This is a genomic window from Microcystis sp. M049S2 (genome assembly GCF_020245625.1).
Lineage (GTDB): Bacteria > Cyanobacteriota > Cyanobacteriia > Cyanobacteriales > Microcystaceae > Microcystis > Microcystis ichthyoblabe_A.
The window spans coordinates 1-17,067 of record NZ_JADBUN010000058.1 but is presented as its reverse complement, the minus strand read 5'-3'; the positions used below and the strand labels follow the sequence as shown (position 1 = coordinate 17,067).

Sequence of the window (17,067 nt, the reverse complement as noted above, 5' to 3'; positions counted from 1 at the left end):
ATGATATCAGCGAGACTTGGAAACTATCTCATCAAATTAGTTCCCCCATAGAACCCCCTTGAGCCATCTCGCACACTTTTCTCTTTTTGTCAAATTTTATGTTAAGAAAGATGTGACTAATGGATAGCTTGATAAGGGGGGTGCCGATAGGCGGGGGGATCTGAAAGTTTTTAATACCTACCTACTTAAGTCACCAATAAACAACAAAGTTCGATAATTTTGGTTTGCAAAGTTGCCAAAGGTTCTCCACCCCGTTTGAGACGATATTCTAATTCGAGAAGTATGGGCAAGGTGGCGAGAAGTTGCTTAGAAGAAAAGGATTGTATCTCTTTGCGAATGAAATACAGTCGCTTGGGGTTGGCAATTTCGGCGGCGGCGGCGATATTTTTCTCGTCTTTTTCTCCTTCTTCAATTTTTAATTTTACTATTGCCCAAGTGCGAAATTGACCCACTAGGGTGGCAGTGATACCTAGGGGGTTCTCGTTGCGATTTAATAATTCATTAACCAATTCTAGGGCTTTGCCTGTCTCCCGTTTTAAAATAGCACTGGCTAACTGTAAGCTGCTTTGATTGCTGGCATTGACTAAGCTTAAAATGTCCTTTTTGTCAATAGTTCCCGCCGAATTATTTTTAAATAAACGCAGTTTTTCTAACTCCATCCACAGCAAGCGGCTGTTATTTCCCACTGATTCAGCTAAGAGTTCGATCGCATCGGGAGTTAATTTTACCCCCACTTCTTTGGCAATTTCCCTAACTCTTTGGGCAATTTCCTCGACTTTCCAAGGCGGAATTAGTTCAAATTCTTTAACCTCCGCCTGATTTTGGATAAACTTGCTCGATTTTAAGCGGGAGTCGGGTTTTTTGGCACTGGTTAATAACAGATAGGAATTTTCGGGTAAATTGGGCAAAGTGCGCTGTAATTCCTTGAGAATATCCTCGGAACATTGTTGAAAAATAACCGTATCGGCTAACCAAACTAAACGATTTCCCATGCCGAAAACTGGAGTCATCGCTTGATTGAGGGCCTCGATAATTGCTTCATTGCGATCACCATTAATTTTATCATAATTAAACTGTATCCAATTGGGATCAAGAAGTTTTGCTTGCAGATTTTTCACCGATTGGTTGATAGCAAATTCATCTTCTCCCCAATAAAATATTGTCGGCATGAGTTTCTAATTATAGCAGTTAAGTAGGTAGGTGTTAAAAGTTGTCAGACACCCCTCTGATCAAGGGGGGACTAAGGGGGAATCGGCACCCCCCTTATTAAGGGGGGCAGGGGGGATCAGAAGCGAAATTTATCTTCAATTTAATTATAACTACTTACTTATCTTAAGGTGTCACTATTACCCATTTTGCCAAATTTTTACATTTTTGTCAGCACTACCACTAATTAAATATTTCTCATCGGCACTAATTGCTAAAGATAACAGTTTGTCTGTGGGTTGATCAAGGGTTGCTAATTCCTCTTTGCTTGTTCAAGACCAAAACTTAATCGTTTGATCCGAAAGCTTGTTTAATCTGACCAGCACAAGCAGCAGAGGATAAACCCAGAATTGCCTAATGTTAACGATGGCTATTCATAAACAGAGGTAAAGAATATCTGACTCGATAATTTCCCAAATTAATCAAAAAATAGACTCGATCGACCCCAAATAACGCACAATAAAAAAGGAAATGTCAAAGGAGAATCGCAAATGTTGCCCTATATCCTAGCGGTCGTGGTGGGATTAAGTAGTCTCTACCTCCTCACCACCGCTTTTATCGCCCCCGATCGCCACCGTCAAGATGATTTTCTCTGGAGTGCGGTAGGATTATTCTATGCCCTTGTCCTCTGGTTGTGCGCGGGAAGGATTACAGGCGCTATCCTCCTCGGACAAGCTGCCGCGGCCATTTTATTTATTGCTTTCGCTTGGCAAACTCTCAAACTCAGACAAGCACTTTTTTATCCCGACAAACCGGTTAAATTATTTACTATTGTCGGTTGGTTAGGCAATCGTCTGGGGAAAGTTACTCCGTCTCAATCCCCCAAAACTAAAGCTAAACCTGAGAAAGTAGCAGCAAAAGTTAAAGAAACGGTTAAAGAAACGGTTGATCCCGTTGTGGAAACAGCGGCAGCTATCGGAGAAACTATTACAGAATCAGTGACAGAAATTGAGGAAAAAGCTCAAGAAACGGTTGCCCCCGTTGTCGAAACAGCAGCAGCTATCGGAGAAACTACTACAGAATCAGTGACAGAAATTGAGGAAAAAGCTGAAGAAATTATTGATGATGGGGAAACTTTCGATGATTTCGATGATTTCGATGATTTCGATGATTTTGATTTGGCAACAGAAGAGATCAACCCTTCCGAAAATCCTCCAGAAATTGCCCCGACTGAACCTGTCGCCAATGTTGAAGTCGAAACTATTGCTGTTAGCGAAACGGTGATTATTGAAGTTACCGAGGAAGACTTGTCTCCAGAAGAAACTATCGGAAAAGATACTCCCCCAGAAACTCGCTCGCAAGGCGCAGAAAATCCCACCCCATCGGATTAAAAATTAAGATTATTGAGCGGGTGGGTTAGGCAATAAGTAGGTAGGTGTTAAAAACTTTCAGATGCCCCCCTTATTAAGGGGGGACTAACTTCAATTTAATTATAACCAGCTACTTAATTACTCAAGAAATTAACTAATTAATTTAACTTTTGCCCCCACTCAGTTAAACCAAGTTGACAGTATGACTTGAAAAATTAATTTAATTCGATGGTTTTATTTTCCCAGTACACAGGGATAGAGCTTCTCGTTTTTCGGGACGATTTCCGAGATAATCTTCTAACCAAAGACAACCTCGATCGAGCAATTTTTGTAAATAATTATATTCCGTTTCTAAAGGCCATCGATGCTTTTGACCATCCCTAGCAATAATCACAATCTCTTGACCATCAGGACTAAAAGTGATCCCATAGACGATATCTTCTTCTATTTTAAACTCGGAGCGCAAATTTCCGTCCATGTCCCAGCGTCTAGCTGTACCATCCCTTGAAATAGCAGCGATTTTTTCACCATCGGGACTAAAACTAACTCCATAAACGGGAAAAGAATCGGTTTTAATCTCCTTTAAAAGATTGCCCTGTAAATCCCAAATTTTAATCTTTCCCCGAGTAGCGGTAGCAATTTTTTGATGATCAGGAGAAAACACCAAATTATAGATAATACTATCATCGGCTGTCCAAGAATTAATTAATTGAGGCCGATAATTACTTAAATGCCAGTATTGAACTTTTCCCTCGCTTGTTCCCGTGATGATTGCTGTTCCCTCTCCATTAAAAGCAAGACTATAAATCGGTACTTGACTAGCAGTAAATTCTTGAAGCATTGTTCCTTTTTGACTCCAGATTTGTACTTTTCCATTTCTTCCTGTAATCGCTATCTGATTACTATCGGGATGAAAAGCAATACTATAGATTGAGCGCATTTTTGTGGTAAATTCTCTAATTTTTTTACCTTGTGAATCCAGTAAAGTAATCTGACCATCTTTATTAGCAATAGCGATAATATTGCCCTGGGAATTAATGCTAACACTGGTATTATCGGACTTAGCTTGATTTAAATTGTTCAGTTGCCAAATTTTAGCCGTTTCATCACTCGATCCAGTTACCACCTCTTTTCCATCTTGACTAAATACAGCAGTAAAAACTGATTCTTGATGTCCTCTAAGAGTGGTTATTTCTTCCCCTTGCATTCCCCAAATTTTAGCACTACTGTCACTAGATGCAGTAATTATAAACTTGCCATCAGGACTAAAATTAACACTGTTGACAAAATCTTGATGTCCCCGGAAAGTAGCTATTAAATTTCCCTCTAAATCCCAGATTTTAGCAGTTTTATCGGCCGCTGCTCCAGCAATTTTTTGACCGTCGGGACTAAAATTAACACTATAAAAAGCCCCAATATTTTCTTGGCCTAAACTCAAGATAATTTTACCTGATAAATCCCAGATTTTAATCGTACCATCCCGGGAAGCGGTGGCAATTTTTTGACCATCGGGACTAAAACTAGCTGCATCTATCGATCTTTTATGTCCCTTAAATACCTGTAAAGTTTCACCTGATAAATTCCATAATCTAGCGGTTTTATCTCTGGAAGTAGTCACAATTTTTTGACCATCGGGACTAAAACTAACACTATAAACAGATTCTTGATGGTCAGGATAGGTGACTAAATTTTGTCCTTGCAAGTTCCAAATTTTGGCGGTTTTATCTTCGGAAGCGGTGGCAATTTTTTGACTATCGGGACTAAAACTAACACTATAAACTGCTCCCTGATGACCGGTCAAAGTTTGAATATTCTCACCTTTTTGATTCCAAATTTTTACCGTCCCATCTTGGGAAGCAGTGGCTATTTTTTGACGATCAGGACTAATACTAACACTATAAATAGTTCCCTGATGTCCTCGCAGTTGTTTTTTTTCTTGAATACGATCTAAAATTTGTTGGAGGGTAATAATTGGACTGGTAGCAGGATATTTACTCAAGGGTTGCCCATCGGTAACGATATTTTTTAAACTATTGACTGCTTGCATGGATGCAATTAAAGATTCTAATTGTTCAAATTGAAATTGTTGCCAATAACTATCACCCTGGCGCTGTAATTGAATACCTAGTTGAGCGGTTTCTACTTGCTGCCACGCTTGTTTTACCTGGACAAAAGCTAAGAGAGAACCCAAGAGAGAAACAATTAAAATTACCGAGCCAATTTTAATTCTCTTGGTGGCTTTTTGGTGAGCGATTGCTAGAATTTTATTAGCTTGCTTCTGAGTTTTTAAGCTAATTTCCGCCTCTCTTTTATCGAGATTTTGACTAGCAGTTAAAAACTGATAATCAAGATTACTTAAGCTTTTCCCCTGAGACCAATCGAGGGCATTATTTAAAGCTTTTCCGCGTAAAAGCCGCGATTCATCGGTATAATTAGACTGTTGCCAAGCGGCGATTGCTTCTGAGTAGGGACGCAATTGCTCTAATTGTTTTTCCAGCCAATTGAGATTAAATATTTCTCGATAAATAGGATTATAAACTACTAATTCATTATCCTTTTTTACCACTAATCCCGATAACCTTAATTCCCCTTGTTCTGGACTATCATCGCACAGGATTGCACCTTTTTCTAAAATTTGTTGATAGATGCCTAACAAACGACCGGCTTTGTCTTGATTTCTTAACAAGCGATCGGCAATAGTTCGCAGATGCACTGGTTCATCATGAGATTCCCAATTATTAATAATTTTCTCTTTGATTAGCGTCTCAATATCTAAATCACTTTCCAGCAATAGCTGACAGATTTTCTGGGTTAAAAATGGCTGTCCTCCCGTCCAAAAAATAACTTTTTCTAAGCAGTCGGGTTGATAATTACTTTGACTGGATAATCCCTCAGCTAAAGGAGTAATTTCGGTCAAATTAAATCCCGTTAATTCGATCGCTTGGCCGATATTAAAAGATGTTTGGGTCTTTTCGCGAATTAAATCTGCTGGGGTAGCAACACCGAATAAAGCGAAAGTAATTCTTTCATACTGGGAATTTTCCGCTCTTTGGTTATAACAATAACGAATCAGGGAAAAAAAGTCATCTAGAGAAAACTGTAAACTGAGAATTTTATCGATCTCGTCGATAAAAATATATATTTTCTCTCCCCGACAATAAACTAATAAAACTTCCTCGATAAATTGTCCCAAACGCTGCACGGGAGGTAAATCCTCTCGATCGCGCAACCAGGATTTAAGATTAATTTTTCCCGTCAGATTAAATCCTAAAAACAAACGGGTGATCACGCCGTTATACCATTGGGATAAATTATCATTACTACCAATGCTGGTTATATCTACGGACGCGCAATCCATGCCTAATTGCTGTAAGATATGAGTCACTCGTACCCTTAAACTGGATTTACCCATCTGACGACAGTTAAAAACGTAGCAAAATTGACCATTTTTCAACGCCGTTAACAGTTCTCGATCGGCATTTCTCTCGATATAGGTAGGATGGTTATAGGCAAGACTACCCCCGACACGATATTGATAATTCATTATTCTTAAACAAAATTATTTCAATGTCACCAACGGAAATAAAATAGACAATTGTGATTTAGATATCTATAATGCAAGGATAATCGCTATTGACAACCTATCCCCAAGGCAATTATGAAGAAAACTTTTTTCACCTCCATCGCCGTTAGTGCCACCCTCGTCAGTGGCATTGTTTTAGGTACTCTTGATGCCGGCAGCGCCTCCGCTTGTGCTTTCGCTAAAGGTAAAAGCATTTTTGGCAGCAATACCACCTTCCATGTCAATCCTAACAAACTTATTTTAGGGGTTGCCGCTGCTACAGGAGCAATCACCGTAGCGGGTGTTTTAAGCTACCGTCGTTTTCACTCTGCGCAGCCTCCTGAAGATGCCACCGCTAATCTGCCGGCGGTATTTCCTATCCCCATTCCCCCCGCAGCTTTAAATCAGGCAGTGGTGACGGAAGAAGCGGCAGAAACCAGCAAAATCTCCTAAAAATCCGCTAGATTCCCTCAAAAAAGGTGTTGGCATCCCCGCAGATTTCCCGCTAGGCAACACCTTTTTCTGCCTAATTGTGTCCCAGTTATCAGAATTTTCAGCGATTTTTAAGTTATGTTAAAAGGTGCAACCCTACCACGAGAGGTAAAGATGGGCAACTCTAGCACATTTTCCGACACCCCACTTCACAAAGATCATCATACTTGGGAGCATTTAAAACAAGCCATCGCCGCTAGTTCCGGTTTTCGGCGTTGGCAGCAAGAACAACTAGAATCAGGTAAAAATAGAGACGATGCCGATGCTCGCATTTGTTCCTATCTACGGGAAACTTTAGAAACTTTAGCCTACTAGATTGATGCTCCCCAGCTATGACGGCATGGGGACTTTTTCTGTCCGTTTAAGCTAATTTGAAGAGCTTATTTTCTGCGCGCCTCGTAACCCAATAACCAGACAAAAGCGACAATTAAAGGCAGGAAATAATAAATAGCTCGATAGGCGATTAAAGAACCTAAAAGCTCGCCATTAGATACATATTCCGGTCGTAATCTCAGCATGATAAACTCAAAAACACCTATTCCCCCCGGCACATTGCTTAATACCCCTGCCGTCATGGCAAATACGTAGAGACCGAAAAATCCTAAAAACGAAGTATTATAGTTGTCCGGGAGAAGAAGATATAGAACTCTAGCGGCTAATATCCAATCAATAAAAGTCAACAAAATCAAAGCCAGGGAAAGATTCCAAGAGGGTAGATATATATTTTCTTTGCCGATTTTTATGGGTTTTTTATAGGTGAGAGCCAAGAAAAAATAGCCAGTAACCAGCAATAAAAAAATTATTCCTAAAGGTTTAGTAGTTAAGAAAGGTAATTTTAAAAGTTGAGGAATCCGTTGGGGATCGAGGAGAAAACTTACACCACCAATGCCTAACATTCCTAACCAAAAGCTTAAATGGGTAAAAGTGATAACTTTGGCAATATCCACCACCCCCACCCCCGCAGGAGTATAGAAACGATAACGGATCGCAGTTCCAGAAAATAAGGTTAAACCAATGGTATTACCAAGAGCATAACTGATAAAAGCAGTACGGATAATAGTGCCTAAAGCTAAGGGATGATTGATATAATAAAAACCTAGGCGATCATAACCCGTCATCGACAAATAACCCAAAGCCATCCAAAAAATAGCTTCTAGCTTACGACTTGTGGTAATATGATCCAAACTAGCCAAGAGTTGTGCAAAAGTGTAGTGTTTAAATTCTTGACTAATTGCCCAGACCGCTAGAATAAACAAACTCAAGGACAGGATAATCGGAGCAAAACGCAGAATTCTTTTATACATCTTAACTTTTTACGAATTACTTTTAACTAATTAAAATTCATGAGAAAATCAAAGCTAGATTTAGCCAAACGTCTAAATCGATCCCGAAAAAGGAAATATGATAAATTCCTGACTTCTTCCTTATATTTAACAATTACTCTGGTTTTATGTTATCTAGTTTATCTCAATCTTCCTTGGTCTTTCCATCTTTTTATGCGTTGGGCAACTAAAGGGGGTGATTTAAACAAAATTCCTGACAAATTTTATGCAGAACTTAATCAATTGTGTTTGAGGGCAGATAGTACGGGGGAAGTAAGAACGAGAAACTATACAGAATATACAGAAATCGCCGAATCTCTTGGCACCTTTAGATGTACCTTAGTTAATGGTGGTCAAGAGTGGTTAATAGAAGATTATAAATCTTTTAGTTCTGCCGATGAAGCGATTTTAGGCACTCAGTTCGCGGTTTTTATCACCGAGATTTTGGGAACAGATTATAGTTATAGAATTCGCGCTTATATTCCCAGATACTAAGGAGCAACTAACTCCTGAAAAAGCCTGTAAACCTAGGGATGGGTTCTGCACCCATCCTTAGAAAAAATTAGTTTTCCGATAGGGTTTTTGGTCGGGAAGGCCGAGGGATAGGGGATTGTCCGGGGGCAAAAGGTCGCTTTTCTCCTTCCCCTTCCGGTCGAGAATATCTATCGCCCGAGGGATGACGATTTTTATCAAAAGGCTTTTTAAAACCCCCCTTACCCATCGGTTTTTTCTTGCTGGCAAAACCGAGGTCTAAACCTTCCAAAATAGTTAAGGCATCCCCTTTCATCTGTACTTGAAAATCCCAAAAACGACTGACTGGTTTACCTGGCAAAGTGCCGCGCAATTTTAGTTTAAAAAACTTGGGTTTCTCCGCTTCAGTTTTGGGCATTTGTCGGATTTTGACCACTACCGCTTGATTTTCCCGTTCAGTAAAGATGACTTCACCTCGAATCGAAAAATAACCCGGGGTAGAAGCGAGGAGTGGCTCTATCTCTGGATCATCCTCTTTTTTCAGGGTTTCTGGTTCCCAAACACCGACAATCTGAACATGAAGGGCATCATTTTCCTGACGGGTGCGCGGATAAACCACCCAAAGATGGGGTTTTTCCAGATCGAGATGATTTTTAACCAAACTGATCACCCGACCGAGAATCACAGAATCGATCAGAGTACCATCGGCAGTTAAAATATTGCCTTTAGTTAATTGTTCCTCCGATCGCTGATAATGGCCATAGACGAGACCGATCGCCCGATACTGCCGCAGATGACTGGGAGGGGGGATCGGTTGTTGGCGTTTGACTTCTTCGGGGGTGGCTGACTCTACGGCTAAGTCAGCCTCAGTATGGGGGGACTCAAGAGGGACATCCTGAAGTGGAACTTCAGAAGTCGGGGGGGTTTTCGGTGATTCGGTAAACCGATTCCCAGGACGATTCATATCACACTCCTAGCGGCGGAGACACATAGTAAATTAGTAGTCAAGCAAGTCAAAAGCGCGATCTAGAGGATTACAATAACCCTCTAGGGCGAATCTACTGGCATCTAATATATTAAGAACCATGATCTTCTGACTGTCAACCTTGTCAAAACCCTTTTGAGTCTTGACTGTCTGCCCATTGTACTCAATAAAGAGCGGCCAATTTGATCGATCCCCTCATCAAATCTCTAGATTTCCATAACATTTTCTTGTCTGTCCCCTCGCACCCCAGTCTATGAAAGCCTCTCTCTCTAACCGTCGTTGGCTGTCCATCGGTCTCATCCTGATGTTATTTGCTTTGCTGTCCTTCTCGACTATGCCGCTATTGACTTCTATTCTCAAAAGTCAGCACTCCTCGGGCCAGAGTCATCTGTCCGCAGTGAAACAAGAGGAATTAGCCAGTCAAGCACTGGGTTATCAGATGGTTTTAGAGCGCGAACCCGATAATCAGGCAGCTTTGCGGGGATTATTAGATACTCGCTTACAGCAGGGCGATTTAAAGCAAGCGATCGAACCTTTAGAAAAATTAGCGCAACTTAACCCCCAACAATCCGATTATCTACTACTTTTAGCGGAAGCAAAACGGCAAATAGAGGACTATGCAGGAGCCACAGCCAGTTATCGCAGCCTTTTGGCCTCCCAACCCCAAGATCTACAAGCCTTGACCGGATTAACTAATTTATTTCTCAGCCAAAACCGCCATACCGAGGCGATTAGTCTGGTCCAAGACACGATTGATCGCGCTTTAAAAGCCGCTGCCGATCCCAATAATCCAGCTAGTTTAATCGATATCGTTTCCGTTCAGTTACTTTTAGGCAAAATCTATTTCGAGCAGCAAAATTATCCAGAAGCTTTAAACGCCTATAAACAAGCTCAACAGATGGATGTTAACGATTTCCGACCGATTTTAGCGACTGCGATCGTACTAAAAGAACAGGGCAAAAATCAAGAGGCTCAACCCCTCTTTCAAGAGGCTCTCAGTCGCGCTCCTTTTGCCTACAAAGAGGAGATTCAGTCCCTAATCAGTGATCAGTAATCAGGATTCGGAAGTCAGGAGATCGGGTGATAGGGTGATAGGGTGATAGGGTGATAGGGTTTTGGGGTGATAGGACAGCTTCCCCACTTCCCCCACTTCCCCCACTTCCCAATTCATAATTCATAATTCCCACCTCCCCAATTCATAATTCATAATTCATAATTCATAATTCCCATAGTTTTGTAACGGCAATTTTTACTAAAAATCAATAAATGTAAACTTTAATCACAAGCTCGATCGAGTCCCGACAAGGGTGTTATATTAAAAACATAAAGGCACAAAGGAAGCGACTCAACTTCCTTTCAGGCAAAAAGACCTAGAGCCTGTGCCACCTGCTCTAGCTCAACGCAACAGCTAAATCGGACGCAGATTCTCAAAGTTTGTAAAGTAAAGTATGGTTTCGCCTCTGTTGCTCGATATAGGACAGATGGAGTGAGCCGTAATCATCACCTGAGTCGGTAAACTGAGAAATCTTGATAGTTGACAGATAGACTGTTGTGGGTTCCGTAAACCTCTATTATGTTGAGTCCGTTAATTTTTTAGGAGTCCATATCGTTTGTACAAGATGAAGCCCGCCTCCCTAGGCGGGCCTATTGTGTTTTTAGAAAACCGCCACGAGATATTCCTGTAATTGCAATTGATAACCTGCCTGTCGCTGACAGGGATAATCAAGGGAAAACTCAGGTAAAGCTAATAGAGAACTTTTTTGACAACTAACTAAAGCCACATCGAAACGACAGGTTAAATCGGACCATTGGGGATAAAAGGAGAGAAATATCTGGGCAGCTTCGTAAATTCTCCCCTGTTTACGGTCATCGATGGCTAATTTGCCCCCTAAATCCCAATTGCCGGCGCTGCGGGTTTTCACCTCGACAAAAGCGAGAATCGCCTGAGATTTAGACAAGACGATTAAATCGATTTCACCGCCGCCACTACGCCAACGACGCTGGAGGATATGCCATTCCTGTAATTGCAACCAATCCGCCACCAAATTTTCGCCTAATTCCCCCACAGTTGTCATATTCAGTTATCAGTTATCAGTGAACAGTGAACAGGGAACAGGGAACAGGGAACAGGGAACAGGGAACAGGGAACAGGGAACAACGTTGATTTATTATCCTGTCTTCTGACTCCGAACTCCTGACTACTGGCTCCTGTCTCCTGTCTCCTGTCTCCGAACCAAGCAGGACAATTTTCTTTACCAGAGGTCTATTACAAAAGTCCTTCTAGACGACGACGGATGCTGTCTAACTCCGCATCGGGAATCTCGGAAAACTCTTCCTCGGCGGGGGGGACTTCCTCTTTTTGCCAATCCAACTCCGAGGCATTGCTTTCGGGGGGAATTACCAACATACCCGCTTCAATCATCTCCGCTTGATAGCCAGCATCGCGACAAAATTCTGCCACTTCCTCCGAATCAATTTTCTCTACCGTGGGAGTCGGGAAATCCTGGGCCTCTAACAGCAGCGCATAACGGGTGGCATCATCTTCCGATTCAAACATCAACACCTTATTGATAGCTCCCATTTGAATGGTGTGGATACCTTCGTTTTCTGTGCCCGCGTTAAAAAGTAGTACAAATACACGCATAATTACTATTAGCGATCGATAAGCAGTGGTCGTCTATGCTCATTTTACCCCCCTTCTCGATCGCTAATCCTCAGTAATTTTAGTTTCTCGTCAACCACTTTTGACCATTAAGCCGTTGCAGGGTGTAAAACAACAGTAAATCAAGACTAACTTTCCTTTCATCGATCATAAATGATTCAAGTGTACTAGCTTGAGCGCCGCCCTCAGCCTGGGAAAAAGCTTTTTTACCGTTGATGTTTTCTTCCAAAAAATAAATGCTAAATTGACGCATTCCTCCGAGCCAATTGCCGCTTAACTGCCAACAGGGAGAACTAGAAAAGCCCTGCACGGCAATTTTATCCTGTTTAAAGGACAGTTTTATGTCAGTTATACCCAGCTTTTGCAAGGCTGCCGCCAGTGCGGGTTGAAAATGCTGCTCGATAAATTCAGCAAAGGGTTTTTCCTCGACGGTAGGCTCCTTGGGTTTCTTAACAGCCGCAGGTTGAGCCGGTTTTTCTGCTTCTGCTGCCGGAGTTGCGGGGGTGGTGGTTTCTTCTGCCATAGGAATTAATCTGGAATGGGTAGGTAGCTACAATTATATTTTCTCCCGGGTTATCAGTTATCAGTTTTTTTAGCTATCAGCTTTTATTTACCCCATTGATTAGCCATTTTTCCAGTAAGATCATTTTTCATAAAGATGAGGTATAACCAGACAGGGTAATGAAAACCTCTATATCTAAGTAGGTAGGCGTTAAAAATTATCAGACACCCCCCTTATCAAGTAGGGTTGATTTATTGTAGGGTTGATTCATGAATCAACCCTACCCGTTGGGGGTTTATGGGGTTTTAGTTCAATTTCCCCACTTCATCATTCATAATTCCCTTACAGGGTTTGGTAAGCTTTGAGGGTGGCAGTTTTGACGCTTTCGGGGACGAGGGGAAAGGTACTTAATATATGTTGAAATTCTGTTGGGGTTAATTCATACAAGTGGGCGACTATTGCATCTAATTTCGCTCTAATTGCCATTCTTTCTGCTTCTTCTGTGACTCCATTTTTATGGGAACCTATCCCCACTTCTTTCGCTAATTGATCAAATTCTTCTGTAGTACAAATCAATTTCGCCGCATTTTCTACTATCTCCTGAAAGTATTTATCTCCCTCTTTTAGTCGGGGGATAGGTAGTTGATATATGTAGAAAAACGATAAATGAGATGTAACTTTATCTCGGATACTTCTATCAAAAACAAAGCTATTAAAAATGGACAATAGATAACATTTTTCTTTTAAACTTATAGTTGGTTGCTTATCGATTTTTTCTAAACTCATTGTATGGGGACAAAATAAATTAGGAGGTAAAATTGTAGCTATCATAGTTCTAATATCCGTATTTCTAGCAACATCACGAAATCCTAAACGATAGGTTTGATAGTCCAAGATTTGACCTTTATCGACTTCACCGCGTTTTAATAAAGCTTGTCTTGCTTCTTTTTCATCTAACCAGTATTTCGGTAAAGCATACCGATGGGTGAATTGATGAATCATTTTTCCTTCGTAGAGGGGTAGTCTTCCCTCTGCGGGTTCAGTTTTAAATAAATAACTATCATCAGTCATGTGAAATTCGCGAGTTAACTTGAGATTCCATGTATCGGGAAGGGTTTCTCCTAGCAGAGGAAAACGAGACATTTTTTCTGCGATATGAATATCTATATCTTGTTTAAATTCCATTACCGAGAGGGAATCGGGGGATAGTTTGCGGATTAAATCGACGCTAATTACTAAACTATCTTTATGGGGAAAACGTTGTAATTCCTCAACATCGTGACGCATAAATTCCACAGGAAAGGAAAGAGTTTGTTTATTTTTCTCAAAAGTTAGAATGACAAACTTAAAGCGACTATCTACACCTTCAAAAATTGTTTTACGATTTTCAAAACAAAATAATCCTGTCAGGTTTGTCTGAGAAAATAACATTTCTCGCAGTTGTTTAGACCCTAAATCAGTATAAATTCCACTGGGAATAACTATTCCACATTCTCCCCGGGGATGGAGAAGATTAAAACATTGTTCAACAAAAAGCTTATAGAGATTAAGATCCGTCCCTTGCTTTTTACCATTGACAATAGAGATTTGATTTTTATATTGTTCCGAAGAACGAAAATAGAGATTAACGTGGGGGTATTGACTTTGATATTCTAACCATGCTTGAGCGATTTCGGGATTAGTTAATAGTTTTTTCTGTTCCTTTTCAAACGTCTTGATGTCCATTTTATTTTTAGTCACCAAGTCGCTATGCTGAGAAAAAAATTCTTTCGCTTGGGGTTTAAAGACTTCCCAAGGGGGATTGGTGATAATCACATCAAAACCACCTTTTTCTGTAATCAGTTTATCGAAGTGATAACCCCAGTGGAAGGGTTTCAGGGACTGCATATCAGAGAGAGTTAATAAACGTTTCTTTGCTTTTCCCGTTAATTGTGCAGATTCGTACTTGATTGACAACTTACCGCTAAACTCATCTAAGAGAATTTGGTTTAATTTCTGCACCGATTCGCGGTTGACATCCTCGATGTGATTGCGTAACATCTGGAGACGGTTTTCTTGGGGGGTTCCCTCTACTTCTCCCAATCGAAAAGCGTGTTCTTTGTATAATTCAATACTGCGATTTTTTTCCGCGAGAATTGCCTGATAATTTTGCGCGGTGAGGGTTTGCAGAATGTTTTCCTCTCCCATGAGATTAAAACTTTTTTCGTCCACGCGAATTAACCCGATGAGGGAATTTCCCGACATGATATTAAAATCAATATTCGGTAAGGGTTCCAATTCTGTCACCGATTGTGCGGCAGCAACTAAAGCGAGAAATAAACGCAGTTTCGCGATTTCCGTCGCTTCCTCCATGATATCGACACCGTAGAGGTTATCGGAAATAATTCTTTTTTTGATGTAATATCCGAGAGAGGGATGGGATTTTCTTACCTCTGTTAACCACTGTTTTAATTTACTGTCTCCCCGTAGTTCAATTGTCCCAATCACCGCGCTATAAATTCCGATTAATGTCTTCATCGCAGCCACTAAAAAAGCACCGGAACCACAGGCAGGGTCTAAAATAGAAAGCTGGGGAAGAATATCTTCAATCAGAAGCTGACAGAGGGGAGAATCGAGATTGATTAGTAGTTCAGAAATACTGGCAAATTGTTTGCGGGGATAATGTTGATTGCTTCTCTCGACAATCCATTTATTAATCGTCCTATCACAGAGATATTCAGTAATCTCCGGACGGGTATAGTAAGCACCGAAAGCTTTTTGGTTGATATACTTTTCAAAGATATATCCCAAAACATCGGGGTTAATTTCGTCATCGCTTCCCCCCGGAGTGTCGTCAAGGTTCCAAGAGTAACGGGAGAATAAATCGAGGATATTCTCAAATGCTTGGTCATCAATACAAATGTTTTGATAAAGATTTTCGAGGGGATGTTGGAGAAATAATCCTCCGTTAAGATATTTGACTTTTCCCACCAATGCAGTTACTGTCTCATCTCGTTGGGATTCTGGTTGAGCGAATGCTTGGAAAAAGAGGGTTTGCAGAAACTGACGATAAAATAAATTTTTCCCGCGTCGTTGACTTGCTTGTAATTGGTTTTGCAGATAGTTGAAGTCGTTATCGATAAATCCCTTGCGCTGCAGGAAATAGACGAACATTAAACGATTGAGAATAACCGAAGTGTACCATTTTCGATCGCTTTCTCGATCGATTCCTTGGATAAAGGGGAGGAACTGTAAATGCTCTCGCTGAAATTCCTGATAAAATTTCTTGGTAATCTTTTCGATATCGAAACCTTTTTGTAAGCGATGGGCCACCTCCACCACGGAGGGTTCCCCATCTTCAAAATCGGTGATATCGAGGACTAATTCCGCTAGTTTACCGAGAAATAAATCTCCCGGTTGTCCTTTTATATAAAGATGGTCACGGATATAACTTTTACTTCCCTCTCTTTTTACCCAGTACCATAAACTGCGTGTCCGTCCCCCATCGACGAAAATTAGCAGATTTTCGGCAATTCTTTCGATAACTTGCTGGTGAATGTCCCGACGAAGTTTCGCATCGGGTATATCGGTAGTTGTCACCTCTAATACTGCTACTCCGGACACTTCCGCAATTCGTTGACAGGGATATTCTTGGTTGTCAACGGTGATACTAACAGTTTTTTTTGCGCGAGGATGAGACCATCCCAATTCCTCGATAAACAGTTCCCCAAATTGGAAGTTAGATAATAAGTCACGAGTCCGGGAGAAGTTGAGGGGCATAATGGATAAATATCGATAAATTATGAACCAATCCAATTCGCTTCGCTGAGATTGGAGATACATTTAATATAGCAAAAGGTTTGATCCCCCTAAATCCCCCTTGAATTGGTTTGATCCCCCTAAATCCCCCTTGATAAGGGGGACTTGAATTGGTTTGATCCCCCTAAATCCCCCTTGATAAGGGGGACTTGAATTGGTTAGATCCCCCTAAATCCCCCTTGATAAGGGGGACTTGAATTGGTTAGATCCCCCTAAATCCCCCTTGAATTGGTTTGATCCTCCTAAATCCCCCTTGATAAGGGGGACTTGATAAGGTTAGATCCCCCTAAATCCCCCTTGATAAGGGGGACTTGAATTGGTTTAGATACCCCTAAATCCCCCTTGAATTGGTTAGATCCCCCTAAATCCCCCTTGATAAGGGGGACTTGAATTGGTTTGATCCCCCTAAATCCCCCTTGATAAGGGGGACTTGAATTGGTTAGATACCCCTAAATCCCCCTTGAATTGGTTTGATCCCCCTAAATCCCCCTTGATAAGGGGGACTTGAATTGGTTTGATCCCCCTAAATCCCCCTTGATAAGGGGGACTTGAATTGGTTTGATCCCCCTAAATCCCCCTTGAATTGGGTTTGATCCTCCTAAATCCCCCTTGATAAGGGGGACTTGAATTGGTTAGATACCCCTAAATCCCCCTTGATAAGGGGGACTTGAATTGGTTAGATACCCCTAAATCCCCCTTGATAAGGGGGACTTGAATTGGTTAGATACCCCTAAATCCCCCTTGATAAGGGGGACTT

13 protein-coding genes and 1 pseudogene are annotated in these 17,067 nt (G+C 41.1%); 5 read left to right on the top strand and 9 right to left on the bottom strand.

The features are described from left to right. Window positions 1–185: 185 nt before the first annotated feature. Window positions 186–1,169 (bottom strand): DNA polymerase III subunit delta, encoded by a 984-nt coding sequence (gene holA / locus IM496_RS05110; RefSeq protein ID WP_194014475.1) that lies wholly within the window; start codon window positions 1,167–1,169, stop codon window positions 186–188. Between the two features lie 177 nt (window positions 1,170–1,346). Then, a pseudogene (locus IM496_RS22295) lies at window positions 1,347–1,532 on the bottom strand (WD40 repeat domain-containing protein). 165 nt (window positions 1,533–1,697) lie between these two features. Here IM496_RS22295 and IM496_RS05105 point away from each other — a divergent pair. Next, entirely contained in the window at window positions 1,698–2,537 is an 840-nt protein-coding gene (locus IM496_RS05105) for a Ycf66 family protein (RefSeq protein ID WP_194014477.1), read from the top strand. A gap of 199 nt (window positions 2,538–2,736) precedes the next feature. Here IM496_RS05105 and IM496_RS05100 read toward each other — a convergent pair whose 3' ends face one another. Next, window positions 2,737–6,060 (bottom strand): AAA-like domain-containing protein, encoded by a 3,324-nt coding sequence (locus IM496_RS05100; protein WP_287661439.1) that lies wholly within the window; start codon window positions 6,058–6,060, stop codon window positions 2,737–2,739. Between the two features lie 114 nt (window positions 6,061–6,174). Between IM496_RS05100 and IM496_RS05095 the strand changes: the two genes are divergently transcribed. Further along, entirely contained in the window at window positions 6,175–6,531 is a 357-nt protein-coding gene (locus IM496_RS05095) for a hypothetical protein (protein WP_194014481.1), read from the top strand. A 117-nt stretch (window positions 6,532–6,648) separates the two neighbouring features. Then, a complete protein-coding gene (locus IM496_RS05090; protein ID WP_012265643.1) occupies window positions 6,649–6,885 on the top strand; it encodes a hypothetical protein in 237 nt (78 codons plus the stop codon). Between the two features lie 65 nt (window positions 6,886–6,950). Here IM496_RS05090 and IM496_RS05085 read toward each other — a convergent pair whose 3' ends face one another. Next, a complete protein-coding gene (locus IM496_RS05085; protein WP_194014483.1) occupies window positions 6,951–7,874 on the bottom strand; it encodes a lysylphosphatidylglycerol synthase domain-containing protein in 924 nt (307 codons plus the stop codon). Between the two features lie 39 nt (window positions 7,875–7,913). On the opposite strand from IM496_RS05085, the gene IM496_RS05080 reads away from it, so the two are divergent. Further along, window positions 7,914–8,387, top strand: coding sequence for a hypothetical protein (locus tag IM496_RS05080; RefSeq protein WP_194014485.1), 474 nt, complete (start codon window positions 7,914–7,916; stop codon window positions 8,385–8,387). A 67-nt stretch (window positions 8,388–8,454) separates the two neighbouring features. Here the strand turns inward: IM496_RS05080 and patR are convergent, their stop codons facing one another. Then, a complete protein-coding gene (gene patR / locus IM496_RS05075) occupies window positions 8,455–9,327 on the bottom strand; it encodes a heterocyst master regulator PatR (RefSeq protein WP_194014487.1) in 873 nt (290 codons plus the stop codon). A gap of 274 nt (window positions 9,328–9,601) precedes the next feature. Here patR and IM496_RS05070 point away from each other — a divergent pair, with 274 nt between their 5' ends. Continuing rightward, window positions 9,602–10,402: a tetratricopeptide repeat protein gene (locus tag IM496_RS05070; protein WP_194014489.1), complete on the top strand. Its 801-nt coding sequence runs from the start codon at window positions 9,602–9,604 to the stop codon at window positions 10,400–10,402. Between the two features lie 601 nt (window positions 10,403–11,003). Here IM496_RS05070 and IM496_RS05065 read toward each other — a convergent pair. The 4 genes from IM496_RS05065 to IM496_RS05050 form a co-directional block, all read right to left on the bottom strand. Then, a complete protein-coding gene (locus tag IM496_RS05065; protein ID WP_271956354.1) occupies window positions 11,004–11,423 on the bottom strand; it encodes a YraN family protein in 420 nt (139 codons plus the stop codon). Window positions 11,424–11,614: 191 nt separating this feature from the next. Beyond that, entirely contained in the window at window positions 11,615–11,992 is a 378-nt protein-coding gene (locus IM496_RS05060) for a DUF3110 domain-containing protein (RefSeq protein WP_104395290.1), read from the bottom strand. Window positions 11,993–12,071: 79 nt separating this feature from the next. Next, entirely contained in the window at window positions 12,072–12,533 is a 462-nt protein-coding gene (locus IM496_RS05055) for a DUF2996 domain-containing protein (RefSeq protein WP_287661432.1), read from the bottom strand. A 321-nt stretch (window positions 12,534–12,854) separates the two neighbouring features. After that, a complete protein-coding gene (locus IM496_RS05050; protein ID WP_287661430.1) occupies window positions 12,855–16,271 on the bottom strand; it encodes an Eco57I restriction-modification methylase domain-containing protein in 3,417 nt (1,138 codons plus the stop codon). Between the last annotated feature and the right edge of the window lie 796 nt (window positions 16,272–17,067).